This is a genomic window from Acinetobacter sp. LipI_19 (assembly GCF_058242925.1).
In genome coordinates this window covers 4,056,909-4,083,808 of record NZ_JBZAYK010000001.1, presented here as the reverse complement: position 1 = coordinate 4,083,808, position 26,900 = coordinate 4,056,909, and the positions used below count along the sequence as shown (strand labels likewise).

At 38.8% G+C, this 26,900-nt stretch carries 23 protein-coding genes; 13 read left to right on the top strand and 10 right to left on the bottom strand.

Annotation, left to right across the window (positions count from 1 at the left end; genetic code table 11):
- Nucleotides 1-133: 133 nt before the first annotated feature.
- Nucleotides 134-1,831 carry an NAD-dependent malic enzyme gene (locus AC4CVF_RS19585; protein ID WP_419328317.1) on the bottom strand — a complete coding sequence of 566 codons (1,698 nt, stop codon included), beginning with the start codon at nucleotides 1,829-1,831 and terminating at the stop codon, nucleotides 134-136.
- A 324-nt stretch (nucleotides 1,832-2,155) separates the two neighbouring features.
- On the opposite strand from AC4CVF_RS19585, the gene AC4CVF_RS19580 reads away from it, so the two are divergent.
- A complete protein-coding gene (locus tag AC4CVF_RS19580) occupies nucleotides 2,156-2,752 on the top strand; it encodes a YfjT/YkfB family phage-associated protein (RefSeq protein WP_490789863.1) in 597 nt (198 codons plus the stop codon).
- A gap of 5 nt (nucleotides 2,753-2,757) precedes the next feature.
- On the opposite strand, the gene AC4CVF_RS19575 is transcribed toward AC4CVF_RS19580, so the two are convergent.
- Complete coding sequence (locus AC4CVF_RS19575; protein WP_490789862.1) at nucleotides 2,758-3,027, bottom strand: DUF2798 domain-containing protein; 270 nt, start codon at nucleotides 3,025-3,027, stop codon at nucleotides 2,758-2,760.
- 58 nt (nucleotides 3,028-3,085) lie between these two features.
- A complete protein-coding gene (locus AC4CVF_RS19570) occupies nucleotides 3,086-3,505 on the bottom strand; it encodes a hypothetical protein (protein ID WP_336953771.1) in 420 nt (139 codons plus the stop codon).
- 195 nt (nucleotides 3,506-3,700) lie between these two features.
- On the opposite strand from AC4CVF_RS19570, the gene argS reads away from it, so the two are divergent.
- The 7 genes from argS (at nucleotide 3,701) to AC4CVF_RS19535 (ending at nucleotide 11,097) form a co-directional block, all read left to right on the top strand.
- Nucleotides 3,701-5,491: an arginine--tRNA ligase gene (gene argS / locus AC4CVF_RS19565; RefSeq protein WP_004823680.1), complete on the top strand. Its 1,791-nt coding sequence runs from the start codon at nucleotides 3,701-3,703 to the stop codon at nucleotides 5,489-5,491.
- Nucleotides 5,492-5,636: 145 nt separating this feature from the next.
- Nucleotides 5,637-6,230, top strand: coding sequence for an SPOR domain-containing protein (locus AC4CVF_RS19560; RefSeq protein ID WP_336953772.1), 594 nt, complete (start codon nucleotides 5,637-5,639; stop codon nucleotides 6,228-6,230).
- Between the two features lie 445 nt (nucleotides 6,231-6,675).
- Entirely contained in the window at nucleotides 6,676-7,395 is a 720-nt protein-coding gene (gene creB / locus AC4CVF_RS19555) for a two-component system response regulator CreB (protein WP_419328320.1), read from the top strand.
- Nucleotides 7,396-7,398: 3 nt separating this feature from the next.
- Entirely contained in the window at nucleotides 7,399-8,862 is a 1,464-nt protein-coding gene (gene creC, locus AC4CVF_RS19550) for a two-component system sensor histidine kinase CreC (protein ID WP_483770528.1), read from the top strand.
- 112 nt (nucleotides 8,863-8,974) lie between these two features.
- Nucleotides 8,975-10,387, top strand: a complete 1,413-nt coding sequence (creD, locus tag AC4CVF_RS19545) for a cell envelope integrity protein CreD (protein ID WP_483770527.1) — start codon at nucleotides 8,975-8,977, stop codon at nucleotides 10,385-10,387.
- A gap of 69 nt (nucleotides 10,388-10,456) precedes the next feature.
- Nucleotides 10,457-10,681, top strand: coding sequence for a hypothetical protein (locus AC4CVF_RS19540; protein ID WP_336953776.1), 225 nt, complete (start codon nucleotides 10,457-10,459; stop codon nucleotides 10,679-10,681).
- Nucleotides 10,682-10,740: 59 nt separating this feature from the next.
- Nucleotides 10,741-11,097, top strand: a complete 357-nt coding sequence (locus AC4CVF_RS19535) for a RidA family protein (RefSeq protein ID WP_336953777.1) — start codon at nucleotides 10,741-10,743, stop codon at nucleotides 11,095-11,097.
- Between the two features lie 61 nt (nucleotides 11,098-11,158).
- Here the strand turns inward: AC4CVF_RS19535 and AC4CVF_RS19530 are convergent, their stop codons facing one another.
- The 4 genes from AC4CVF_RS19530 to AC4CVF_RS19515 all read right to left on the bottom strand — a co-directional run bounded on the left by AC4CVF_RS19530 (nucleotide 11,159) and on the right by AC4CVF_RS19515 (nucleotide 16,895).
- Nucleotides 11,159-11,683, bottom strand: a complete 525-nt coding sequence (locus AC4CVF_RS19530) for a DUF2726 domain-containing protein (RefSeq protein ID WP_336953778.1) — start codon at nucleotides 11,681-11,683, stop codon at nucleotides 11,159-11,161.
- Nucleotides 11,684-12,113: 430 nt separating this feature from the next.
- Nucleotides 12,114-14,519, bottom strand: coding sequence for a YgiQ family radical SAM protein (locus AC4CVF_RS19525; protein WP_490789861.1), 2,406 nt, complete (start codon nucleotides 14,517-14,519; stop codon nucleotides 12,114-12,116).
- Nucleotides 14,520-14,786: 267 nt separating this feature from the next.
- The gene (locus AC4CVF_RS19520; RefSeq protein ID WP_336953780.1) at nucleotides 14,787-16,007 is read right to left on the bottom strand and encodes an MFS transporter; all 1,221 of its coding nucleotides are present in this window, start codon (nucleotides 16,005-16,007) and stop codon (nucleotides 14,787-14,789) included.
- A gap of 234 nt (nucleotides 16,008-16,241) precedes the next feature.
- Nucleotides 16,242-16,895: a response regulator gene (locus AC4CVF_RS19515; protein WP_004823671.1), complete on the bottom strand. Its 654-nt coding sequence runs from the start codon at nucleotides 16,893-16,895 to the stop codon at nucleotides 16,242-16,244.
- A gap of 378 nt (nucleotides 16,896-17,273) precedes the next feature.
- Between AC4CVF_RS19515 and msuE the strand changes: the two genes are divergently transcribed.
- The 3 genes from msuE (at nucleotide 17,274) to ampC (ending at nucleotide 20,656) form a co-directional block, all read left to right on the top strand.
- On the top strand, nucleotides 17,274-18,011 hold the full coding sequence (gene msuE / locus AC4CVF_RS19510) for an FMN reductase (RefSeq protein ID WP_004723461.1): 738 nt from the start codon (nucleotides 17,274-17,276) through the stop codon (nucleotides 18,009-18,011).
- A gap of 46 nt (nucleotides 18,012-18,057) precedes the next feature.
- The gene (sfnG, locus tag AC4CVF_RS19505) at nucleotides 18,058-19,176 is read left to right on the top strand and encodes a dimethylsulfone monooxygenase SfnG (protein WP_004723462.1); all 1,119 of its coding nucleotides are present in this window, start codon (nucleotides 18,058-18,060) and stop codon (nucleotides 19,174-19,176) included.
- Nucleotides 19,177-19,531: 355 nt separating this feature from the next.
- Nucleotides 19,532-20,656 (top strand): class C beta-lactamase, encoded by a 1,125-nt coding sequence (gene ampC, locus AC4CVF_RS19500; RefSeq protein ID WP_419328338.1) that lies wholly within the window; start codon nucleotides 19,532-19,534, stop codon nucleotides 20,654-20,656.
- Nucleotides 20,657-20,867: 211 nt separating this feature from the next.
- On the opposite strand, the gene AC4CVF_RS19495 is transcribed toward ampC, so the two are convergent.
- Both AC4CVF_RS19495 and acs read right to left on the bottom strand, forming a co-directional pair.
- Nucleotides 20,868-22,052: an acyl-CoA dehydrogenase family protein gene (locus tag AC4CVF_RS19495; RefSeq protein WP_336953782.1), complete on the bottom strand. Its 1,185-nt coding sequence runs from the start codon at nucleotides 22,050-22,052 to the stop codon at nucleotides 20,868-20,870.
- A 168-nt stretch (nucleotides 22,053-22,220) separates the two neighbouring features.
- Nucleotides 22,221-24,164, bottom strand: coding sequence for an acetate--CoA ligase (gene acs, locus AC4CVF_RS19490; protein WP_490789860.1), 1,944 nt, complete (start codon nucleotides 24,162-24,164; stop codon nucleotides 22,221-22,223).
- A gap of 293 nt (nucleotides 24,165-24,457) precedes the next feature.
- Here acs and AC4CVF_RS19485 point away from each other — a divergent pair, with 293 nt between their 5' ends.
- Together AC4CVF_RS19485 and AC4CVF_RS19480 are read left to right on the top strand one after the other, a co-directional pair.
- On the top strand, nucleotides 24,458-25,039 hold the full coding sequence (locus tag AC4CVF_RS19485; RefSeq protein ID WP_336953784.1) for a DUF805 domain-containing protein: 582 nt from the start codon (nucleotides 24,458-24,460) through the stop codon (nucleotides 25,037-25,039).
- A 146-nt stretch (nucleotides 25,040-25,185) separates the two neighbouring features.
- Nucleotides 25,186-26,169, top strand: a complete 984-nt coding sequence (locus AC4CVF_RS19480; protein ID WP_373868811.1) for a mechanosensitive ion channel family protein — start codon at nucleotides 25,186-25,188, stop codon at nucleotides 26,167-26,169.
- Here the strand turns inward: AC4CVF_RS19480 and AC4CVF_RS19475 are convergent.
- The gene (locus tag AC4CVF_RS19475; protein ID WP_490789859.1) at nucleotides 26,152-26,865 is read right to left on the bottom strand and encodes a 16S rRNA (uracil(1498)-N(3))-methyltransferase; all 714 of its coding nucleotides are present in this window, start codon (nucleotides 26,863-26,865) and stop codon (nucleotides 26,152-26,154) included. The genes AC4CVF_RS19480 and AC4CVF_RS19475 overlap by 18 nt on opposite strands.
- Nucleotides 26,866-26,900 lie beyond the last annotated feature (35 nt).

The window sequence follows — 26,900 nt, the reverse complement described above, 5'->3', positions numbered from 1 at the left end:
ACTAATGTTCAAAAATATAAATATACCTAAATTACTTTTTATAAAAAAATTACAAATTACCAAATAAACAACATAATAAATTAGATTAATAAAAAAGGGCGTATAGCCCCTTCTTTACAACATTTAAAAATTTCTAGAACGGAACGCGTTTATAGTCACGATATTCTGGTTTCCAGAAGTTCTGTTCAATACTTTCTAGCAATTGCTCATCACTGATCATCGGTGCTACACCATCTTGAATAGCCGCTTTAGCAACTTTAAACGCGATAATTTTAGATACTTGCTGCAATTCATTTAAATCAGGCAACAAATCTGCGTGGATATCTTGCAACTTCGGTGAACAATCGGCCAAAGCTGAACTTGAAGCCATTAACATATTGTCTGTAACACGGGTTGCTTGAACTGCTACCACACCCAAACCAATGCCAGGGAAGATATAGGAGTTATTGCACTGCGAAATCTGGTAGGTTTCACCATGATAATTTACAGGTGTAAATGGGCTGCCTGTCGCAATCAATGCTTTACCATCTGTCCATTGAATAATATCAGCCGGTACGGCTTCAACTCGTGAAGTTGGGTTGGATAAAGGCAATACAATCGGATATTCACAGTTTTCAGCCAGCGTTTTAATGATTTCTTCTGTAAATAAACCTGGTTGACCGGATACCCCGATCAATACGGTTGGTTTGGCATTTTTCACAACATCAAGCAGTGAAATGATTTCCTCAGCATTGCCCCAATGTGCAACATCTTCAGGTTTCTGCGCAAGTTTACGTTGGAAATCTAATAAGTTTGGCTGATTTTCAGTGATTAAGCCAAAACGATCCACCATAAATACTTTGGCACGTGCCTCAGCATCCGTCAGCCCTTCAGCAACCATCTGTGCAATAATTTGTTCTGCAATACCACAACCTGCGGAACCAGCCCCTAAGAAGGTAATTTTCTGGTCTTTGAGCTGTTTACCTGCGGCTCTACTCGCTGCAATTAAAGTGCCGACGCAAACTGCGGCTGTTCCTTGAATATCGTCATTAAAGCAACAAATCTTATCACGGTATTTTTCAAGTAAAGGCATGGCATTTTTTTGCGCAAAATCTTCGAATTGGATCAGTGCTTTTGGCCAACGACGTTTAACCGCAGCAATCACTTCATCGACAAATTCATAGTATTCATCCCCGCTGATACGAGGTTGCGACCATCCCATATAAATCGGGTCATTCAATAACTGTTGATTATTGGTTCCCACATCAATGGTAATCGGCAATGTGTAAGCAGGACTAATGCCACCACATGCGGTGTAAAGAGATAGTTTTCCAATTGGAATGCCCATACCACCAATACCTTGGTCACCTAAACCAAGAATACGCTCACCATCTGTGATCACAATCACTTTGACATTTTTACGGTTTACGTTGTGAATGATTTCATCAATGTATTTACGGTCAGGATAGGAAAGAAATACTCCACGATGACGGCGATAAATATCGGAGAAACGTTGACATGCTTCACCCACTGTCGGTGTATAGATAATTGGCATCATCTCACTTAAGTGGTTTTCAATCAGGTGGTAAAACAGCGTTTCATTGGTGTCTTGAATATTTCGTAAATAAATATGCTTATTGATCGCTTCACTGAAAGAACAGAACTGTTGGTATGAACGTTGACTTTGTTCCTCGATACTTTCGATCACATGAGGAATTAAACCGTGTAAGTTAAATTGAGTTCGTTCTTCTTCTGTGAAGGCTGAACCTTTATTTAATAAAGGCAGCTCTAATAAGGCATTACCTGCATAATGAATATATAGAGGATATTTTTTCAGGGTTTCCGTTGGCATTTCCATTCTCATTGAAGCAGACTGCCTGCTTCTATCTTTTGCTAAGCTACGACTTTGGTCTGATACAAGCTTAAGCCTATTTTTGACTAAATGGGTATTTAGATACGTGATAATGATATTCAAAGTATTTTACAGAATGATAAATTATTCTCAGTTTTACTGATCAAATTCTCGTTTTTATGCAATTTAATATTTTTCCATAAAATAATGAGTCATGATCCCGCCATTAAAACTGCATATTTGTACGCAATTTTGACCAATCATTGATTTTTTTTCTGTTTAGATTTATTTTGTTTAAAATACGATGAAGCTAAACCAATAACAATGAACACAAAGATCTCTCTACTCCTTCTTAGCACAGTCATTGCATGTACTGGCTGCCAAACTGCAAAAAAAGTCTCTTCTGGTGTTTCTAAAACCACTGAAAAAGTCAAAAGCATGGTGGGCTTAGGCGAAGCCAAAATCCCAGAAGTTGATCAACAAGGCGTGGTTGATGTCAGTAAAGCCACCCTCGAAAAACTAGAACAAATGAAGATCAATATGCCCACTGGACAATGGGTCTATATTGAAAATGATCTTCAAGGTATTTACACCTTACAAAACAAATCCAGTGATGGAAACGTCCTATATTTGCGTTTGAATTGTAAGATTCCTTCGCAGAAGTCTGGTTTTGCGATTGAAGATAAAGATGGCAAAGAGCTGCTTAAAGCACATGATGCGCAAATGGGTCAAGTTCAATTCTTAATCGACAATAAAAACTATGGCAATCCATTTGACTTAGTCAATGCGAAAAAAATGCCAACATTTAAAACAGCACTGAGCAAAGCCAAAGTGATTAAAATCTTTAACAATTCCAAACTTTACACTTTTACAAATGACCATGCTGAATTACTCAGTAAACCTGTCACATGTAAAGAGTAGATGCATTATTTAGGCATATCCACAAATACGGCGGTTAAACGTCGTACTAAGGGTAAAACAATCAGAACCACAGGATATGCCACAGCCCATGATACCAGCCATGCAGCAAGCCATTTGGCCCAAAATCCGTTAATCAAACCCACATTGATCAACATATTAATCAATGACACCATGCCACTCATTAAACAAGATAAGAACAACGGCATAATCCATGCTGCAAATTTTGCAGGGAGTTTTGGGATATTGCCAATAATTGTGGGGGGAGTATTTGACATATATCGCTCTAAATTTACCAACAGGACACATTTTATTCTTTTAATGGGCCTGAAACAATTAATCCTTCCACATAACATCGGCCACATTTTGCCATTTAATTTGATTAGACAAATTTAAAGGCTGATCATAGAGCTCAGATATGACATTGATTGCTTCATTGAGTGAAATAATTGAATTTAAAGGGAGCCACGTGTCATCACCAACATCAAATAATGCTAAGTTCAGATCTTCATTGCAAGACAACCACGACTCACCTTGTTGGACAGTAGGGATATTCTTATCGTAACGTAAAATCAAATGAGTCGTATCTACCCACCAAAACAATAAAATGATCTGACCTTGTTTTGGCATATTTAGCATAAGATAACCTGAATTTGAATATTCAAAGTCTGTGGCCTGAATCTCCAGAAACAACTGTATAACTTGGTCTTTTTCTATATTCTCATGATCAATTTGATCTAAAAAATTCACAAACATATTTTTTTATCCGGTGATTAAAGCAGTGTAATCCGTCAAGTCCATTTGAAATCTAAACACCAATACACAGTGAAATCGAGCATACTGCCATTTTTATTATCGAATAAGTTTTATTCTATACAAATGCATTCACCTAAAAGGCGCAAAATTTGCTATATTTAGCGTTTTTCTGCGACATTTATTTCTCTATAGATTATGAATACGGCCATACAAGCAGCTCTTGATCATGCAGTGCAATCCCTACAAGCTGAAGGGACTCTTCCATCTGACTGGAAAAACACGAGTGTTTTAACGCGAACTAAAGACCGAAGCCACGGTGATTTCGCATCAAACATTGCCATGATGGGCGCTAAAGTTGCTGGTATGAAACCACGTGATCTTGCAGAGAAAATTTTGGCAAATTTACCTGAAGTGGTCGATATTGCCAAAGCTGAAATTGCGGGTCCGGGTTTTATCAACTTCTTTTTAAATGCCGATCAGCGCTTTACCGTGCTGGATCAGATCCAAGCACAAAAGGAACAATTTGGTAAAACCCAAGCAAATGCAGCCAAGAAAATTCAGGTTGAATTCGTTTCTGCAAACCCAACCTCTAGCCTGCATGTAGGTCATGGTCGTGGTGCTGCATATGGTATGACTGTTGCAAACTTACTTGAAGCAACAGGTGCCAAAGTTGAACGTGAATATTATGTCAATGATGCTGGCCGTCAAATGGACATCCTCGCTACATCAACTTATTTACGTTATTTAGAATTAAGTGGACAAACTTTAGTTTTCCCTAAAAATGCTTATCAAGGCGACTACGTTAAAGAAATCGCCCAAGGTATCATCGACAAACACGCTGATGCTTATGTGCGTAGTGTGGCTGATGTTTACAAAGATGTTCCTGAAGATGTGCAATATGCTGAAGAGCTTGATGCTGATGGCAATAAAGTGGTTATTTCAGGCGATAAAGAAAAACACATTGACGGCTTAATTCACAACTCACAAGCTTTAGTGGGTGAAGGTTATCGTGTATTCCATCAAGCAGCATTACATGCCATTTTAGATGATATTAAAGATGACCTTGGTGAGTTTGGCGTAACCTTTAATCACTGGTTTAGTGAAGCATCATTGGCTGAAAAAATTGATGAAGCCTTACAAACCTTAGATCAACGTGGTTTTCTTTATGAAAAAGATGGCAACATTTGGTTTAAATCAACTGAATTTGGCGATGAAAAAGACCGTGTAGTCAAACGTCGTAATGGACAAACCACGTACTTTGCCTCTGACATTGCCTATCATTTAAATAAATTACAACGTGGCTTTACTGACCTTGTTGATATTTGGGGTTCAGACCATCATGGCTATATTGCACGTGTTAAAGCTGCAATTGATGCGATGGGCTATGACTCATCTAAATTGACTGTACTTTTAGTGCAGTTCGTCAGCTTATGGCGTGGTGGTGAGATGGTACAAATGTCATCTCGCTCAGGTCAATTCGTGACATTACGCGACCTTCGTAAAGAAGTTGGCAATGATGCAGCACGTTTTTATTATGTAATGCGTAAATCTGAACAGCACATTGATTTCGATTTAGATTTAGCGGTATCTCAAAGCAAAGACAATGCCGTGTATTATATTCAATATGCGCATGCTCGTATTTGCCGTATGTTAGAAAAAGCAGCAACAACAAATATTCAATTTGATACTGAAAATGCACGTCAATTTGCTGCAAAATTAGAACTTGATGCTGAAACTGAAATTTTAGCGAAACTCGCGGCTTATCCTGAAGTCCTTATTCGCGCTGCAAATAATTATGAACCTCATCAAGTCGGTAATTATTTGAAAGAACTTGCTGCTTTATTCCATGGTTGGTACAACGAGAATAAAGTATTAGGTGATGATGCCGAATTAACTCAAGCGCGTTTATTGCTTTCAGCAAATATAAAACAAGTCTTACATAATGGTCTTGAATTATTGGGTGTATCTGCACCTGAAAGTATGTAAGTCAAGAGTTGCTTTACATTTTCCCAAGACCCAGGTCTGGCTCAAAGTAAGCATTGAAGTGTGTAATAAATCATTACTTTACATCGTGTTCATGCAAAACTATGCTTGAACACGATCAAAGCAATACATAATAAGAGGGTTCCACGTGTTTGGAAAAACGCAACGCGGTGTTTCAGAAAGGCCAACCAAACCTAAACAACCATTGATTCCTAAATGGTTAGGGATGCTTGTCGTCATTTTAATCGTGTTAAGTTTTGGTGTCGCACTGATGCTCTGGAAACCGTGGGCGCCCGTCCAACCCAAAAATGAAATCACGTCTGAGCATTATCAAGAAGATACCAACAAAGACTATCGTTTTTATGATCTGTTACCACAACAACAAGTTACCCCTATTCCTGAACAAGCTGTTCCTGAAAGCAGAAATCAACAACAACCTGTAATTGTTGAAGCACCTTCTCAGTCTGAAAATGTCAATGTTGGGGTAAACGCTGAAAGCACAACGCCTGTTCAACCTGAATATATTCTACAGGTTCGTAGTTATGATGATCCTGATGCTGCTGATGCACGTCGTGCTGAAATTATCTTAAATGGCTTATCTGCTGATGTGATGCAAAGTACAGAAGGTGGAAAAACTTGGTATCGTGTGATTTCAGGCCCTTATGAATCACAAAATGCAGCAGTGATTGCACAACAAACCTTACAACATAGCGGTATTGACTCTATTGTAGTTAAACGCTAATCCTTTTTTATGGCATTGCCTGATCTATAAATCACAAAAAAGGATGCTTCGGTATCCTTTTTTATTCTTCAAAGTCTTTTTCACCTTGCCTATATATCAGAATAAATTGAGTGTTTTTTACCCAAAAGAAACATGTTTTGATGAAATACTTACCCAAATTGATCAAAATTAGAGTAATCTATTTTCCGCAATACATTACCCATGTTGTTGCCGAGATATCAAAAGTCACCAATACTTTTGATTTGCTGTCCTGTGATTGGCGTGACGATCAAATCCGAAGATTACAGGGCGCTCAGAAATTCACATGGGTAAAAAAGCCCACATCCATAGGCATTCAGCTAATTTCAAACAATAAAACAGTTCATCTAAACTTCACTGAAAATTCATTCGCCTAATTATTTCAATTTGAGTACACTCCTATTGAGATTATGAGCTTTTAAATGCAATGAATAATAAAAAACAGATTTTATGTGTAGAAGATGATGCTGCTATTCTTATGCCGTTACGTTACGCACTTGAACGAGAAGACTGGCAAGTCACTTGGGCCAACTCAAGCCTGCAAGCTATTGATTTTATTAAAAACAAACCATTTGATTTTATTATTTTAGATGTTGGATTACCTGATTTAAATGGTTTTGATCTCTGCAAAAAAATTCGTCTCTTTAATCATACACCACTACTATTTTTAACCGCACGAGATGACGAAATAGATCGTATTGTGGGTTTAGAAATTGGTGCAGATGATTACTGTAGCAAGCCATTTAGTTCACGTGAAATTGTGTCTCGAATTAAAGCCATTTGGCGCAGAATGGAAATGCAAAATCAGTTACAGCAAAGCTCACAGCCAAACACACACATTTCTACAACCCCGTCTAAAGTTTGGCAATGTAATGATGAAGCTTTGCAAATCCATTATTTAGGCACACTACTGCACTTGACCCGCTATGAATATCGCTTACTTAAATTATTGATTCAACGCCCTGAACAGGTGTTTAGCCGTCAACAATTGATGGATCATGTATGGGAACACCCTGAGCATAGTTTAGAAAGAACAGTCGATACACATATCAAAAGTATTCGCAATAAACTCAAGCAGATCTCTCCCGAGCAAGATCCAATCGAAACCCATCGAGGCTTTGGCTATAGTTTAAAAAGGCAAGGATAAACCATGTCCATTTTTATTCGTATTTGGTTCTTCTTTGGATTGATCATCTTGCTGGGTTTATGGTTTATGTCATATACCTTCAATCAACAAGTAAAACCCAATGTTCGACAGGTCGTAGAAGATACCCTTGCGGAAAATGCCAATATTATCGCGATGTTAGTAGCTGAAGATGTCTATGAAAATAAAGTCAGTACTGTTCAGTTTGATGAAAAAATTCAAAATGCGCTGAATCGAAAACTCAATGCCACCATCTGGAAACATAATAAAAATGAGATCAATCAGCAAATCTATATTACTGACAACAACGGTATCGTCATTTATGACTCACAAGGTATCGCCACAGGACAAGACTACTCACGATGGAATGATGTTTACCTGACCTTAAAGGGAAAATACGGCGTTCGCTCTACACGCAGTTATGAAAAGGACAGCAATAGCAGCACCATGTTTATTGCAGCGCCAATCTATTATCAAGTTGGTCAACAACAGCAATTGATTGGCGTTGTCAGCATTGGAAAACCCAATATTTCAGTACAACCTTATATTCAGCGTGCTGAAAATCAGCTGATCCAACAAGCCGCTTGGATTACATTACTCAGTCTGTTTCTTGCCAGTTTGGTGGCCTATTGGCTAAAACACAGTATTGACCGTGTCCGTAAATACGCACAAGCACTTGCACCTGTCAATCAAACCCCTTATTTTCGTTCGGCAAAAGAACTCAATCAAGTTGCTCAAGCAGTTGAAAATATGAGAGAAAAACTTGAAGATCGTGCTTATGTAGAACACTATATCAACACACTGACCCATGAACTCAAAAGCCCGCTTACCGCCATTCAAGCCAGTGCAGAACTACTCCAAGAAGATTTACCACTAAATGATCAACAACAATTTGCCACACATATTCATGAACAAAGCCAGCGCTTACGTAGCCTGATTGACCGGATGCTCTTATTGACCCGTCTGGAAAAATCTAAACATCAAATTGAAATGCAAGATTTCAATTTATCTGAACTGATTCAACAGACTTTAGACCAGCATGCCAGTCAAATTCAGGCCAAAAAAATTCAGTGTTTACTGGATATTGAAGCCAATTGTATGCTTCGGGCAGATCGATTTTGGATTCAACAAACCCTTACCAATATTTTAGATAATGCCCTAGATTTTTCCGCAGATTCAGCAAAAATCCTGATTCGGCTTCATCATCAAACACACCAGCAGGTAGAATTACAGGTTTTTAATGAGGGCGAATGGATTCCAGATTATGCACTCACGCAAGTGTTTGATACTTATTTTTCCTTGCCTCGCCCGATTAGCCAGCAACGCAGTTCTGGTATTGGACTGAGTATTGTTAAACAAGTTATTGAACAACACCATGGACAGATTCACATTGGTAATATTCAAGGAAATGAAATCACCATCTTACAACCCCACCAAAAGGGTGTATTGGTAAAAATTCAATTGCCTTAGCACAGCCAAACTTCACTTAAAATTCATATAAAAAACCTATACGCCTCAAACAAAGCACATTGCTGTTTCGCACACTAACACTGACAAAAAACAACGGCGAAGGAAAACAGTGATGCGCTCTAACTTTCTGACATTCAAAATTATTGCAATCGCAATTTTAGTTGCCTTATTTTGGATAGGCTTACTCTTTATTACCAGTCTGGTCTCAGAACGACAAGATTACCAACGGGCATTTCTGAAAGAAATTGCACAAAATAATATTAGTCCTCAAACCGTGATTTCACCGTATATCCGCGTGCCCTACAATGAGCAAAAAAACTGCCTCGATGAAAAGAAAGTGGCCTATTTGTGTACTGAGGAACAGTGGATGTATATCAGTGCTGACAGCACGCAATGGTCATCCAACTTTAATGTTTCTGACAACACTTATAAACGCACCATCTATCGAGCAATTAGCTACACAGCCAATCTCATGGCCAAAGGTGTATTCCAAAAACCAACACTTGAAAAGAAAGATTACCAATGGGAACGAGCTGAAATTATCTTCCCTGTACATGATCCTCGCGGCTTAGATACACAACCGAGCTTAAACATGCTCAATAAAACCTATGTCTTTGAAATGAGTGCGCAAGGGAGCAACAGTTCTGGTTTTGACTTTATGTATGTTTCTGCAAAAACATATCCTGAATTAATCAATGCCATACAAAATGGTTTTACTTTTGATTTGACAGCCAATATTACTGGTCTGGGGAAATTCACGCTAATTCCAACCAGTCGTAGTGTCACTTATCAGGCCAAAGGCAATTGGGCTGATACCAAATATTCAGGACAAAACTTACCCTTTGCAAAAACCAGCACACAACAACAATTCACCGCACAATGGAAAAATATTGCTCTAGGTCATCAAAACATCAGCAAATTGATTGATTGCGACAACAATGATTGTATTCGCCAGTTTAGTAATGGTTATTTTTCACAAGAACCAGGTTATATGGGTGAACCTAGTCAAAGTATTGGTTTATCAACAGAATTCTTAGAGTCAGTCAATGTATATACACAAACGGATCGTGCGATTAAATACGGTATTGTGATTATTATCATCACCTTTGCTTGTTTCTTTCTCTTCGAAGTACTCAAAAGCTTACGGATTCACCCCATTCAATATTCTTTGGTGGCGATGGCTCAAGTGGTGTTCTTTGTCCTACTCCTTTCGATCAGTGAATACTATGCCTTTGCATGGGCTTATTGCGTTGCTGGAATTGCCTGTGTCGGGCTCATGAGCTGGTACTTATACTATGTGATGAAAGGTTTTAAAGCCGCTGGCCTATTCAGCCTCATCCTAAGTTCACTTTATGCCGTGATGTACATGCTGTTGCAATCTTCAGGCAAAACCTTTCTGATCGGCTCTATCATTTCATTTGTTTTACTTGCTGTAGTGATGTTTATTACACGGCATATCGACTGGTATCAAATCAGCAATAAACCTGAGCAAAAACTCAAATCCTATACGCCTCCGCAAAATTGATAACGACACAGTGAATAGCTCAAAGCTATTCACTGGCTTAAAAATATATTCTAAATAATAGGTATTGCAATGAATATTTCCATCCTTCAGGAGCAACAGCACTTTAAGCGATTGCAACAACTTTTTCCTCTGCACTGTTCAATTGCGTTTTGTTTAAATCAGTTACGTGGCGCGCAGATTCAATTTTTAAATTTAGGCAATCTCATTATTTGCCCAGAATATAACTGTTTGATTATTTTTAAGTATAAAATTCTCATTCGTATAGATACATTCACCAACCAGCAACAAAGTTGATTTGCAGATTGCAAATCATGACGTAAAATTTAAAGCATAAACAAACTTTGAGAATGATCATGACTGTACAACGTTTGCATGTAGAAAAACGCTTTTCTGAAATCGCAATTTCGGGAAATTTAGTTCACTTGGCAGGTCAATTGGCTACGGATTTAAGTTTGGATATCAAAGGGCAAACTCAACAGACCTTAGATATCATTGATCGTTTTCTTGCAGATGCGGGCACAGATAAAAAACACATTATGTCTGTGATGATTTTTTTAAAAGATATTGAAAATGATTATGTAGGAATGAATGAAATCTGGGATGCATGGTGTTCAGATATGCAGGCTCTGCCGAGAACCTGTGTTGAAGCAAAACTTTATCGACCTGATGTTTTAGTTGAAATGACGGTGGTTGCGGTAAAACCAGAATAAGCTCAATACTCAAATTTTTTGAATAAACTAAAAAATGCATGTTTAAACATGCATTTTTTGCTTAGCTATATGCGCGATTTGAGTACAGATCAAACTTCCCCAGTACATGTTCTTCCAGCATTTGCGAATGGCTCATTTCAGAAAATTCTGTTAAAAAATCTTCTCGCAAATCTTGGTACTCTGGAATTCCCATATAACGAATCACGCGATAACCTGCGGATCTTAACAAAGCATCTTCATAAGTATTTTGATTCGAGCGCTTAATCGCATTGATATCATCTAAAGCCATCACCGCTAAAACTTTATAATCTTTGTCCAGCACAACAAAATTTGCAAACATTTGCTGATACTTACGGCGTGTATGTAAATATTTTGTCGTTAATAAGGCATCAAAAGAAACATGAGCCAAGATATTGGCTTCAGGTAAAATTTCTTTTAACCGCGTAAACGTAATTTGTTCATGTGAGTTAAATACTGCTCTTCTTCGTAAAGCACTATCTGCTTGTTGCTTATTTTTCAATCCTTTATAACTAGCACCAATCACGACAGCAAGTAATATCAAACTCGCAACGATTATCATATCCATTTTTCATTTCCTAATTCTTTATTATAATTTGGTCTAAGACCAGTTCATGTGTACCAAAGATACTATTTTTAATCAGTTCAATTTTGTAATATACAAGACGGATTTAAATATTTACTTTTTCAAAATAATCAAATAAATCACATTTTTGACTTATTTCTTGAACTATTATTTGTATTATTCATTGAGTATTTCAACCAAATGAATTGATTTAACCACATTTATACCGTGTATTTTTTACGAATACAACTGAATTTAATGAACTTTGAGTACTATTGTAGGACAATCACATTTGAAAATTGTGTGTTTTTAGTACACTAAAGTTTTCAACAGTTTACAGAGAGTTATCCACAGTAGCGTATTTTTATTATTCAATTGCTGATTTAAGAAAGGATGCTTAGGCATCCTCTCTTATTACTATTTCAAACAGCACCTAAGCTCTAATTTTTGACGTAGACTTTGCTTTGCCATTTCCACCAAATGGTTTTTTATCACCCGTTTCACGCGGCGGCAAACCTGTATGTTGCGTCAATATTTGACCACGTTCAGGACGCTTTTTGGTATTGGAAGGACGCGATTGCGTTTTCGCCTGCGAATTACGACTATCCCCAGTACGCTTTTGCGAATCACCATCAACAGTCGAGTTTTTCTTACGCGCAGATTGATATTGCCCTTCTGTTCCTTGCGGCTGATAAGTTGGAATCAGATGATGTTTAGAATTACCAATCAAATCTACCCGGCCCATTTCACGTAATGCATCACGTAGTAACGGCCAGTTGTTTGGATCATGGTAACGTAAGAAGGCTTTGTGTAAACGGCGACGCTTTTCACCTTTTACAATATCCACACTTTCGGTATAACGAGCCACTTTGGCCAACGGATTTTTCCCGGTGTGATACATCGTGGTCGCAGTCGCCATTGGTGACGGATAAAAGGTTTGCACCTGATCGGCACGGAAACCATTTTTCTTAAGCCAAATCGCAAGATTCATCATGTCATAATCCGTTGTTCCCGGATGCGCAGCGATAAAGTACGGAATTAAATACTGTTCTTTACCCGCTTCCTTACTAAAACGATCAAACATCTGTTTAAAGCGATCATAGGTCCCGATTCCTGGTTTCATCATCTTAGACAATGGACCTTTCTCGGTATGTTCTGGTGCAATTTTTAAATAACCGCCAACATGATGTTGAACCAGTTCTTTGACATACTCAGGGTTCAATACCGCAAGGTCATAACGTAAGCCTGAACCAATCAAAATCTTTTTGATGCCTTTTAATGAACGTGCTTTGCGATAAAGTTGAGTAAGTGGCGCATGGTCAGTATGTAAATTTTGACATACACCTGGGTACACACAAGAAGGTTTACGGCAGTTCTTTTCAATCTCAGGATCTTTACACTGCAAACGATACATGTTTGCAGTTGGACCACCTAAATCTGAAATGATGCCTGTAAAACCTGGGGCTGTATCACGAATTTTTTCAACTTCACGTAAAATTGATTCTTCTGAACGGTTTTGAATAATACGACCTTCATGTTCGGTAATCGAACAGAATGTACAACCACCAAAACAACCACGCATGATGTTTACAGAGAATTTGATCATATCAAATGCAGGGAAACGCGCTTCACCATAAGCTGGATGTGGTAGACGCGCATAAGGCAAGTCAAACACATAATCCATTTCTTCAGTAGTCAATGGAATCGGTGGTGCATTTAACCATACATCACGTTCACCATGCTTTTGTACCAATGCACGAGCGTTCCCAGGATTGGTTTCAAGATGCAAAATGCGGTTGGTATGTGCATAAAGTACTGGATCAGTTGCTACTTCTTCAAAGGCAGGCAAACGAATCACTGCCAATTCACGAGGTGGTAATTTATGTTTAATCGCTTTAGAAGCCGGCAGTAAACGTACAATCTGGGTATTCTCATCCAGTTGATCGCCTTCACGAACGACTGGATTCGCTACCAATTCTTTTTGGAAATTTTGGTATTGGGTTAAAGAATTTCCTTTACCCTGTTCTATTTCGCAACCATCTAAATCTTCAGTCATCACATAAGGATTGATGATTGGATCAACACGACCAATCGCATCGACATCATTCGATGCAATTTCAACAAACTTAGCTTTAGACACACGATTAATTTTATTGACGATGAATGCAGTACCACGAACATCGGTGATTTCATGAATTTTTTCGCCTTTGGCAAGACGATGCATGACTTCAACAACAGAACGCTCACCATTGCCATACATCAATAAATCCGCTTTTGAATCCATCAGTACTGAACGACGAACTTTGTCTGACCAGTAATCATAATGCGCAATACGGCGTAATGATGCTTCGATACCACCTAATAATACAGGTACATCAGGAAATGCTTCACGGCAACGCTGACAATATACAGTTGCAGCACGGTCAGGGCGTTTATTAGGTAAATTATCCGGTGAATAAGCATCATCAGAACGGATTTTACGGTCAGCCGTATAGCGGTTGATCATAGAATCCATGTTACCAGCGGTCACACCCCATGCAATATTCGGTTTGCCTAGCACCTTAAACGCTTCCGCAGAAGTCCAATCGGGTTGTGCAATAATCCCGACACGGAAACCCTGTGCTTCAAGCGTTCGACCAATAATTCCTGAACAGAATGATGGATGATCGATATAGGCATCACCACATACTAGGATAAAGTCACAACTATCCCAACCGAGTTGATCCATCTCCTCGCGTGACATTGGCAAAAATGGTGCTGGTTCAAAGCACGATGCCCAATATTTGTCATAATCAAACAACGCAGTAGGCGCTGTCTGAGCAGTATAAGCGGTCGACATGGTGAGTTTCTCGATTGGCAGTTGGCGATCGGGAGAGATCTAAAATGAAAGTTGATCATTTTACCATGAATTTTACTCATGTTGTTTGATTAAAAAGTAAACATTGTCTCTTGGTCTTCTATTTGGTCTGTTATTGATAGCTTTTTAAGATGTTCAAGGTATTCGTCATAAGTTAAAAAAATTTACCCGCCATGATGTATTGTTTACAAGCACGGAGAAATTGAAAAGAAAAGGTTATTTAAATAAACACTATTTAGCCGCAGTCTCTCATACTTTTGCCTGATCATCATTCTGTGTTTGATTTAGTTTTAAAGCCACCAATAGCCCGATACAAAGTACACAAGTAATCGTAACCGTTAGGCCAAACCATCCATATTTTTCCCAGACTAAACCACTACTGCTCCCCAAGAAGCTCGAACCAAGATAATAACAAAATAGATAAAGTGAAGAGCCAACTGCGCGATACTGTAAGGATTGTACTGATACCCAACTGCTTGATGTGGAATGGGCGGCAAAAAATGAGAAAGTGAAAATCAATAAGCCAATCAAAATCACCCAAAGTGATGGAATCAGCATAATCCATAACCCCAGAATCATGCTTGAGAACATCACAATCAGCACTTTACCTCGTCCAAATTGACGACTCCAACTGGCAGCGCGAGGTGAACTATAAATGCCTGATAAATAGGCTATCGAAATTAAACCAATCCACGTTTGCGACAGTTCAAAAGGTTTTTCTAACAGATGATAACTCATGTAATTAAACACGGTCACAAAGCATCCCATTAGAATAAAACCTTCTACAAACAATAATCTGAGTTTTGGGTCAGAAAGATTTTTCTTAAAGGATTCGATAAAACGTGTGAATTGAATGGGATAAGATTTAAAATGTTTAGAGGTGGGTAAGGCAATATAAAATGTAATCGCGATCAATAAATTGAGTAGACCAATAATCATCGTCGCAGTTTGCCAAGAGATATAATCCAGCAATACTCCTGCAATCAAACGCCCGCCCATTCCCCCTATTGCTGTCCCTGAAATATACAGTCCCATGGCAAAGCCAACATCTTTTTGCGCAATTTCTTCACCAATATAGGTCATTGCAACAGAAGCGACACCACTAACAGCCAAGCCAATCATCATGCGTGTTGCAAGAAATATTTCCCAATAAGGTAAAAACGAACTCAGCAATAACAAGCTTGCTGTGGAAAATAAAGAAATAGCCATGATCTGCTTACGACCATAACGATCTGAAATCAACCCTGCAAAAAGAAGCCCTAAGGCTAAGGCAATGGTGGAAAATGAAAGCGGAAAACTACTATGGGTTGGCGTAACATGAAAAAAACTTGCCAAAAATGGCATCATCGGCTGAACACAGTACAATGATGAAAATACAGCAAAGCCAGCTAAAAACAATGAAAGTAAAATTGCGATAAAAGGCCGAGTGCCATACTCAATATAAGCTGTAGATTCAGGTGCTTCAGACATAATTATTCCTCATGTCCGTTCAGTATACGCCTATTTTTAACTCTTGATAAAAGCTAAAGTTTTATTACAGACAATGCTTTGATGATTCAAGTCAGGTATAGATTTTAAATTTTTGATTTAGACTAAAATTACACTAGAAAATGCAGAAATCAGAAAATAAAAAAGAGCATATTTTTTAATACACTCTTCTGTTAATTTTTCAATATATTGAGGTTAAATTTAACCATTAAAATCTTAAACTTTTCGTTCTTCAATATTTAGTGCATTGATTGCGAGTACCGCTTGAGTACGGTTCTGTACACCTAATTTACGGAAAATTGCCGTCACATGCGCTTTAATGGTCGCTTCCGAAACATCAAGTTCATAAGCAATTTGCTTATTTAATAAACCTTCTGCAACCATCATCAATACACGGAACTGTTGTGGTGTTAACGATTGAATACGTTCAGCTAAAGCTGTTTCATCTGCGGCACGTGGGTCAAAATTCATATTCGCTGCGGGTAAGTTTGGCGGTAACCAAATATCACCATCCAGCACTTGGCGAATTGCTTCCCCAATATGGCTTGGATGTGCAGATTTAGGAATATAGCCCATTGCGCCATGTGCAATTGCACGTTGAATAATGGATGCATCTTCGTGAGCAGAAACCACAATAATAGGAAGTGCAGGATACTGTGCACGAACATGTACCAATGCAGAGAAACCCGATGCGCCTGGCAGATTTAAATCCAACAAGACGAGATCTGGTTCTGGACCATTTTCCAAACGCTCATAAAATTCATTAACAGCCGCAGTTTCACTAATTTGAGCCTGTGGCAAACTATAACGAACCGCCTGAATTAACGCATGGCGAAACAGTGGATGATCATCAACGATTAAAATATTCATAAGCGAAGCGAGAGATCTCTAGCGCAGTTATTTCATTCTAACCGCACTATTGCTATTTAGGATACGTAAATATTAACGAATTTTTGAATAATTTGTCGGCTTTAATTAAAATTCCCTAAAATCTTTAAGTCATTTATCGAAATTAAGATTTGAATATCACTTTTAAATATAAAATAAACAGTTAAAAATGAATTACTTATTCATTTTAAGAATATTATTTAACTTCAAATACTTAAAAGAGGAAATCGTGCATTACTCAAAGGCTTTCTGGTTTATCTTAAAAACAGATAACCAATCTGTTTTTCATTATTTTACAGCGCTTCGTCAAATATAGATTAATGAATGGCATTCCGAGATTCAATTTATTAGGTTGCCAACATGTCTATTTATACTCAACAAAAACCATTAAATATTGTTGCTGTTTCAGGGGGATTAAATAACCCTTCAAAAACCGAAAGTTTAGTGCAAGCGATTTTAGATGAGCTTGGTCAGGCAACACCGATTCATGTTCATTTTATTAAATTCAGTGAAATAGGCCATTTATTAGGGGGCGCAATTTATCGCAACCAACTGCCACAACGTGTTCAAGATGACTTAGCTGCCGTAGAAGCAGCAGATGCGCTCATCGTGGGAACTCCTGTTTATCGTGCATCATTTACTGGTTTATTTAAACATTTCTTTGATTTTGTTGAACAAACAGCGTTAGTCGATGTTCCTGTATTGCTTGCTGCATCGGGTGGTAGTGACCGTCATGCTTTAGTTCTAGAGCATCAGTTACGTCCATTATTTAGCTTCTTTCAAGCGCAAACTCTGCCTATTGGTGTCTATGCAACAGATCGTGACTTTACGCCTGAGTACACCATTAAAAGTGAACACATCCAAGACCGTATTACTTTAGCTGTCGCACGTGCATTGCCAATTTTAGAATGGGCGCCTGCAAAAGGTCAGCGAGCAGAAGTGGTGAAAGCCAAAACAGAACAAGCCAATCAAAATTTAGGCATTAACAAACAGATTGAGCAAGATGATGTGCTTCCTTCCGCGGCGATACCAGACTTGGATGCTGCAGAGTCTCGTCTACATGCAAAATCCAAAACACCACAATCACAGGTTGCTTAAACGTAACCTTATTATGAATAAATCATAAAAAATTGAGGGTTATGATATGTCACAGTTTTCATCGAATAATGGTCAAGCAATTCGATTTGCCTATTGGGTTCCCAATGTCAGTGGCGGCTTAGTGGTCAGTAATATTGAACAACGTACAGACTGGAGCTATGACTACAATGTACGTTTGGCACAAGCTGCCGAAAAAAGTGGTTTTGAATATGCCCTCACCCAAATTCGTTTTACCGCAGGGTATGGCGCTGAAAATCAACATGAATCTGTGAGTTTTAGTCATGCACTTTTAGCCAAAACTGAAAAATTAAAAGTAATTGCAGCAATTCTTCCAGGACCTTGGAAACCGGTTTTAGCCGCAAAACAGTTGGCGACCATTGATTATCTGACCAATGGACGTATTGCGATTAATGTAGTAAGTGGCTGGTTCCGTGGCGAGTTTGATGCCATTGGTGAGCCATGGCCTGAACATGATGAACGCTATGTTCGTTCAGAAGAATTTATTCGTACGTTAAAAGGTATTTGGACAACAGATAACTATAGTTTTGATGGTAAATATTATCAGTTTAAAGACTACACTTTAAAACCAAAACCTTTGCAGAAACCCCATATTGAAGTATTCCAAGGAGGAAGTTCACGTGCTGCACGTGACATGGCTTCGCGTGTTTCGGATTGGTACTTTACCAATGGCAATACACCTGAGGAACTCAAAAAACAAATCGATGATATTCGTGAAAAAGCCAAGCTAAATAATCACTCAGTCAAAATTGGGGTCAATGCGTTTATCATTGCTCGCGACACTGAAGAAGAAGCTAAAGCAGTGCTACAAGAGATTATTGACCAAGCCAATGTTGAAGCGGTCAATGCCTTTGGCGATGCAACCCGTGAAGCGGGCGCGGCATCTAAAGAAGGTGAAGGTAACTGGGCAAAATCAACATTTGAAGACTTGGTGCAATATAACGATGGCTTTAAAACTAATCTGATTGGCACACCGCAACAGATTGCAGAACGTATTGTTGCACTCAAAAATGTAGGTGTAGATTTAGTGTTATCTGGCTTTTTACATTTCATTGAGGAAGTTGAATATTTCGGTGAAAAGGTCTTGCCTTTGGTTCGTCAAATTGAAGAAGCACAAAAAGATCAAATTACTGCAAAATCAGCTTAAGGTTTATCTCTTCATCGATGGTGCTGTGAAAACAACAATAAATAACTAAAACAGCTTTGCAGCTTTCCCTCTTGACTCGGCTTGAGGGATTTTTTTTTAGAATAAATAAAAAGTATTTATAAAAAATAGAATCGTATAAATCAGTACAATTATCCTTATATAAATTAGCAAACTTTTGCTTTTTGTTTTATTGAATCATCGAGTGTATTTGTTCTATACATATACTCAACAACCGCAATCTTGGAAAAAATTTCTTTCAACCTTAAAATACGCCCTTTTTGTAGCATAGATGGAAAAAGTGGGTATGGTAGTTTTAAATAAAACAAAAACGATATTTTGCGTCCTCATCGGCAGCATGAGCTTGACGACCTATGTAAACGCCAACGAGATACCTGCAACGTCTATAAAGGTTGAAACTGCGATGAATACTGCATTTCAGCCATTAATGAAAACTTATGCAGTGCCCGGTATGGCAATAGGTATTTTGTATAACGGAAAAAGTTATGAAAAATACTACGGCGTACAATCACTTGCGAATGCAAAAGCCGTAAATAAAAATACTCTTTTTGAACTAGGTTCAGTCAGTAAGATTTTTACTGTAACAGCAGGTACTTATGCACAAAATTTAGGCAAAATTTCTCTTCAAGACCATCCCGGTAAATATATACCCACATTAAAAAACTCAGACATTAATCAAGTCACACTCTTAGAATTGGCCACCTATACCAGTGGTAATCTTCCATTGCAATTTCCTGATCAAATAAAAACAGATGCGCAAACACTTAAATATTTTCAAGATTGGAAAGTCAAAAACCCTATTGGTCAATTTCGACAATATTCTAATCCAAGCATAGGCTTATTCGGTGAAGCGACCGCTAAAGCCATGAACATGCCTTTTAGCGCTTTATTAGAACAAGTGATCTTCCCCAAACTAGAACTCCAACATACTTATGTCCAAGTTCCTAAAGCACAACAAGGCAACTATGCCTTTGGTTATGATCAAAATAATCACCCGCTTCGGGTCACTGCTGGCGCTTTTGATGCGCAGGCCTATGGTGTAAAATCTAGCCTACCGGACATGCTACATTTTTTAAATTTAAACTTAAATCCAGATCAAGCCAAAGCAGCGATTAAACCCGCAATTCTAGCGACACATACTGGTTACTTTAAAATGGGTGGTATGACCCAAGCCCTTGGCTGGGAATCGTTCAGCTACCCAGCAACATTAAACACACTATTAGAAAGCAACTCTGATCGGGTTGTGATGCAATCCAACCCTGTTGAAAAAACCCTCGTGAAGACTGGTTCAAGAGTCTTTCATAAAACTGGCTCCACCAATGGTTTTGGGACATATGTGATTTATATTCCACAAGAGAACTTTGGCTTGGTGATGTTGATGAACAAAAAAATCCCCAATGCTGAGCGAATTAAGGCAGCGTATGAAGTGCTCAATAGCTTAAAGCAAAAATCCAATCCTTGATGCTGAAACATGTCAGATCTGGCTAGGCTTTTGCTTTGTACATTGTTAAATCATTCATACTGTATCTATTGCATGGCAACATAATTGTCGCTGTTGGTAGGGGTATAACCTACCCCTTATCCAACACAGATTTTTCAATCTAAGATAAGGCAATACCAACGCTAAAGCGCTAAGAATGAACTTCTATAAAATGTCATCGGTCGGCTTAGGTTCAAGCGTAAAAACTTGGATCGGGCACTTTTCCAGTCAATACCCATTCCCCTACTTCCTGATACTTATAATCAATCGGATCATGCAAAGTCTGAGTACGGACATTTCGCCAAAAACGATCTAAATTCAATTTGGCTGTTGTCGCTCTGGCACCCATCACTTGAAAAATATTCTGCGTTATAAACAGTGAGCTATTGGTTGCAGCAATTTTTGCAGTCGCAATGGCAATTGAGACTTCACCACGTTGTTCTGCTGTTAATTGCTCACCAATATTCCAAGCCGTTTGCAATGCTGCAATGGCTTTATCGGCAAGTAAACGTACACTTTCAAGCTGTACATAAAACTCAGCAAAATGCTTCTGGTTAAACGGATCATTCACCGCATTTTCAGCCAAAGACGTTGACCATGCTTTCTGACTTTTTATTGTTTGTCGCGCAAGGTCAAAGGCACCTTCAGCAACGCCTAAAAACAGATGCACAAAAATCAATTGTGCAATCAAAGGTCTTAAACTGGAGTAAGGTGTACTTAATGGTCCTGGATTTAACAGTAACTCATCTTTGTGAATTTTGACCTGTTCAAAATGACTGGTACCGCTGTCTGTTTGACGCTGCCCCATATTATTCCAATCACCTAAAAAACTTACCCCTTCTCGACATGTTGGGATCACAGCTATCAGTAATTTTCCAGCATCATTAAAGCCCGAACAAAGCAGTATGTCTGAATCTATTGATCCTGAGCAAAAGCTTTTATCACCATGAAAAATAAAGTCGTTCTCAGTGAGTTGTTGTACCTTCGTGCGCTGATCTAAAGGGTTTAAAGTATTACCCCAAAACAAGTTATTGCGGGCGGTGTGTTCAAACCATGACGAATATTGTTCAGGCTGAGCAAATAACTGCACAGTGGCGATTAGTAAATGATGAAAGCCATATACATGTGCTAAGGAACTATCGACTTGTGCAATACTTTGAATGGTCTGGAAAATTGTTTTCCAGTTTGCTCCTTGCCCGCCATATTGTTGTGGAATAGACAGTCCCAATAAACCACTTTGACGAATCAAATCCCGTTCCAGCTTCGGATTACCACCTGCTTTATCACGCTCAGCAGCAGTCTGCGCAAATTGTTCTGCCAATTGCTTTGCCGTTGTTAAAGCAGAAAGGTTTAACGCCTGTTGAGGTGCATTCATCATATTTACTCTTATTCCCAGTGCCTTGAGCTTATCAAATCAAGTAAGATTTCCTTATCTCAATGCCTGCATTACTTATTCTGTGGTTTGAAAATCAATAACAAAAAATACCGCTAGAATTTCTCTAACGGTATTCAACTTTTGGCTAGCAAAATCAAGAGACTTCAAACATTAAGAATTGGCCTTAACCTCCGTAATTAACTGATCTACCACACCTGGATCAGCCAAAGTAGAAGTATCACCTAAACTATCTAGCTCATTGGCAGCAATTTTTCTTAAAATGCGTCGCATGATTTTTCCAGAACGGGTTTTTGGCAAAGCAGGTGCCCAATAAATTGCATCAGGTGTTGCCACAGGTCCCAGCACTTTACGTACCCAACTGACCAATTCTTTACGTAATTCTTCAGTTTCAGCTTCACCCGCCTGCAAGGTCACATAGGCCGTTATCCCTTGCCCTTTAATCTCATGTGGCATACCAACAACTGCTGATTCAGCAACTTTTGCATGCGCAACCAATGCACTTTCAATTTCAGCAGTGCCCAACCGGTGACCTGAAACATTCAGAACATCATCTACACGACCCGTAATCCAGTAATAACCATCTTTATCACGACGCGCACCGTCACCAGTAAAATAACTTCCCGGATAAGTTGAGAAATACGCTTCAATAAATCGCTCAGGATCACCCCAAATGGTCCGCATTTGCCCCGGCCAAGAATTCTTAATAATCAAATTGCCTTCTGCTTCACCTTCGAGTTCTTGACCCTCAGCATCAACCAATGCAGGTTGTACACCAAATAACGGACGAGTTGCCGAACCTGGTTTAAGTGGAGTTGCACCAGGTAGTGGGGAAATTAAAATACCACCTGTTTCAGTTTGCCACCATGTATCCACAATTGGACAACGGCTTTCACCCACAACGGTATAGTACCAATTCCATGCTTCTGGATTAATCGGCTCACCCACGGTACCCAATAGACGCAAACTGCTACGGTCACTTTCACGCACAAAAGCATCACCCTCACGCATCATGGCGCGGATCGCTGTTGGTGCAGTATAGAGAATGGTAATGTTATGCTTATCTACAATATGACCTGTACGTGCCCATGTTGGATATTGTGGGATACCTTCGGACATGACGGTGGTTGTACCATTGGATAATGGTCCATAAAGCACATAAGAATGCCCCGTAATCCAACCCACATCTGCGGTACACCAGAACACATCATCTTGTTTAATATCAAAAACTTCACGGAAAGTTGAATTTACATAAGTTAAATAACCACCCGTAGTATGTAACACCCCTTTAGGCTTTCCTGTTGATCCAGACGTATATAAAATAAATAAAGGATCTTCGGCATCCATCGGTTCTGGCGGACAGATATCTGTGACCGTCATAATTTCCATGTGATACCACAGGTCACGCCCCTCCTGCATTGTTATTGGATGACCTGTTCGATGCACCACAATCATTTTTTCAACGGAAGTGGTTCCATCCAACGCCAATGCTGCATCTACATTCTCTTTTAAAGGAATCGTTTTACCACCACGCATACCTTGGTCGGCTGTAATCACCAATTTAGCTTGACTGTCATCTATTCGACTTGCCAATGAGTCTGGAGAGAACCCACCAAATACCACACAATGCACTGCCCCTATTCGAGTACAGGCCAACATGGCGATCGCCGCTTCAGGGATCATCGGCATATACAAAATGACTCGATCACCTTTCCCGATTCCATTTTTCTTTAAGACATTGGCAAAACGACACACTTCATCATGTAGCTCTTCAAAAGAAATGATTTTATGGCGAGATGGATGATCCCCCTCCCAAATAATTGCTGGTTTCAGTGGGTGTTCTTTTAAATGACGATCTAAACAGTTGGCACTGACATTCAGTTGCCCATCTGCAAACCATTCAATTTTAAAATTATCTTTGTCGTAGCTGGTATTTTTTACTTGGGTGAAAGGCTTAATCCAGTCTAACTTCTTTGCAGCTTCTGCCCAAAATTCATCTGGATGGTCTACTGACTGTTGATAACGATCAAAGTATTCTTGTTCATTGGTCCTTGCTGTTTTTACAAATTGTTCTGGAACTGGATAGATTTCATTCATATTCTGCTTCCTTGATGTATCACCTCATCACGAGATGTATGCCTACTTTCTTGATTTTATTTGCTGCATGTCTTCAGTATTACGATAGCGCATTTCGGTTAACAATTGTGCTTTGGTCGTAGACACGGGGGTCACTTTAACCATCGGAAAATCTTAAGTCATTTGCCAAAATATTCGAATTTTCAATATCTATGGAGTTTTTTTGATCTTATAATTTGTATTCAGAAGTGCATATGGTTTTTTTCAGAAAAAAACATTTCCTTACCGAACTCATTCAACTGGACACGATCGTCATGCAAATACAAGAATCGTCGACATTTTTTTCAAAGCATCAAGTATCACCGGTAGATTATCCTCTTTCAACTCAAGGTCGTTTTAACCGCTTAAGTTATATTGCTTGGTTTGGATTCTTGCATCTCATTTTTACTGTTGCATTGCTTGCCCTCGGTCTAGTCTTTGGCATTGTGAATTTAAATTCACTGCAATTCAGTCAACATGCAATAAATTCGATTTCAGGATTAGGACAGTTCACTTACCTCTTACTCAGCTGTCTTTATTTTTATGCAATGATAGTTGTAATTATTCGCAGGCTGCATGATCGTAATAAATCTGGTTGGTTTATTCTGTTATTGCTGATTCCAATTGTGCAATTCTTGACTCTACTGTATTTACTCTTTGCGCGTGGTTGTAATCGTGCCAACCGTTTTGGCCACCCACGCCCATCGACTTTTATTGAAAAATTAATGGCTTGGCTCATGATAATAGGCTTTATCATCAGCTTATTGACCTCTCTAAGCGTAGTGTCATTTATGATGGGGACTGGAGAAATTGAAAATCCAACAACAATCATTGAAAAAGGAACTAAATATTTTTAAGGATTATCATTCCTTGATGATCCACTAACATGGGTTGAATATTGATTCACAAATATTATTTTTATTAGTCCGTCATAAGAAAAACTGTAATCAAAGCTTAACTTCTTTGAAATTTCAGGCAAAATATGCCAATTATTTTATTGGACATGATTGTGGCTGAAGAAGCAAATGCATTGAGTACCGTTGCGCAAGACACGACTCAATTGATCCATTCTGCAGGCGAAAAAACTGCACAAACAGTGATTCAACATACTGAAAAATATAAAGACGCATACTCAACCATCGATAAGTTTGTTGATGGTTTTTGGGAGCGTATGCCATATTTATGTATTGCGCTGATCGTCATCACTATTTTCTGGTTGCTGTCTAAGCTTTTTAAATTCTTTGTCCGTAGAACACTCGAAAACCGTACTTATACTCGCCAAAATTTAGTTCTGGTACTGAATCGTGTCGGCAGTACCGCAATTATCTTTTTTGGTTTCTTAATTGCCATGGTCATTGCAATTCCAGGCTTTACTCCTGCTCAACTGATGAGTGCTTTGGGGATTGGTTCGGTCGCGATTGGTTTTGCATTTAAAGATATTTTCCAAAATCTACTTTCTGGAATTTTGATTCTTTTGGGCGAACCGTTCAAGATTGGTGATGACATCATTGTCAACAATATGGAAGGTACTGTTGAAGATATTCAAATTCGTGCAACTTTTTTACGTTCCCCTGATGGACGACGTATCGTGATTCCAAACGCAACTGTGTATACCAGTGCCGTGACGGTAAATACCGCTTACCAACGCCGTCGTTGTGAGTTTGTGGTTGGGATTGGTTATGAAGATGATGTACAGAAAGCCAAAGATATTATTCTTAAATTGCTTGATAAAGACCAACGTATTTTAAGCCAGCCGGGCTTTACTGTGAATGTTTCTGCTTTGGCGGATTTCTCTGTCAATTTAACCGTTCGTTGGTGGGTAGATACCACCCAAGTGGTTACTGCAGCATCAATCAGTGAAATTCAAGAACGGGTACTTGAAGCCTTTGCGGATAATAATATTTCGATTCCCTATCCTGTTCAGGAAGTCAAAGTTTACCGCGGTGATCCATCAGCGGATGACATTGAATCAGCTCGTGCTAAATAAACGCCCCAATACATAAGGGATCGCGGTTTCAGTACGCAAAATACGGTTGCCTAAGTTCACTGCTTGGCAGCCGTTTTTTATCAGTAAATCTACCTCGTAAGGTATAAAACCACCTTCAGGCCCAATGATCACAGTACATGAATGATCGATAGCAAATGGCATTTTTTGTTCGGTATACGGATGCGCAATATAAGCAGGATTCTGTGGCGTAATGAAGCTAGGTAAGACATCTTCAACAAAGGGTTTAAAGCGTTTATATAGTTCAATTTCGGGAGCAATTGTGTCTCCTGCCTGTTCTAATCCCAAGATGATGTAATGATCAATTTGCTGTAAAAAAGGACTTTGCCAATAACTTTTGTCAACCCGATAACTATGAATTAAAATTAATTTTTCTACCCCCAGTGTCACCGCATCCATGATTAAACGGCGTAAAACTTTGGGCCGTGGTAATGCCACTATTAAAGTTACGGGCAATTTTGCTGGAACAGGCTGTTCTTGAATCGGTCGAAGAAAAATCGTATGTTCTGAAATATCAACAATTTCAGTTAAATAACGACTGGCACCCCGAACGCCAACTTTAAGCATATCTCCGACTTTCGCAGCAAGATGTGTGTGCAAATGTTCAACTTGCCTTTTTGAACTGATTGTCCAAGTTTCAGCTTGTGTTTGATGAGGATCAAGAAGGACGATATTCATAAAATTCTGGTTCGTTTTACTTTTAGCTAATGGTG